Consider the following 752-nt stretch of genomic DNA (forward strand, 5'->3'; position numbering starts at 1 on the left):
ATGATACCACCTACTTCAGCGGTAGCATCAACACCTTCTGTAGTGGTAGCTTCACCAGCGATAACCAAACCACCCCAATCACCTGGTTCTTCTTTAGAAGAAGTCATTACAACTGGATCAGTTGCAGTACCTTGAATATCGATTTCAGCACCTTGTTGGATAACGATGTAAGTACTAGTTTCTTCACCTTCCTCAACGTCAGCAACAATTCTTGTGCCAGCTGGAATAGTCAATTTAGCACCAGCTTCGACGCTAAAACTTCCTTCTAAGAAGTAATCCACATTAGGGTCAAGTGTAAGGTCGCTAGTTAAAGTTCCAGACAATTTGCTTTCAGAAATAACAATTGCAGAGTTAACCCAGCTAAACATGTCAATGTCAACAGTAGCTTCTCCAACATAAGATAGTAGAGGATCAGCAGTTGCACCGTTGATAGAAACATTGGCCAAAGGACCATTATCGCTCATCAATACAGAAGTTTCATATCCATTTAAAGAAAGACCAGTAATAGTTGCACCGGATTCTTTTTTGAATTGTAGTGCTATCCCTTCAACAGTAGATACGGCAGTAAGGTTTACTAAGCTTGGATTGTTGTTTTCACCATCAGCCTCAACAACAGTTGAGAAACTTGCAGAGTGAACAACATAAGAGTTGGTCAATGTACCACTCCAGCCTTCTGTCCAGTCGATGGCATCGTCCTCGTTGTTCTCCAAGTAGAAGTTGGAAGCGGAAACAGTTCCACCAAAGAACTCAAC

The 752-nt window shown here is 41.8% G+C and carries 1 pseudogene; it reads right to left on the reverse strand.

Annotation, left to right across the window (positions count from 1 at the left end):
- A pseudogene (locus HJC33_RS00080) lies at positions 1-752 on the reverse strand (hypothetical protein); the annotation flags it as partial.

This window comes from Flagellimonas amphidinii (assembly GCF_013090115.1).
GTDB classification, from domain to species: domain Bacteria; phylum Bacteroidota; class Bacteroidia; order Flavobacteriales; family Flavobacteriaceae; genus Flagellimonas; species Flagellimonas amphidinii.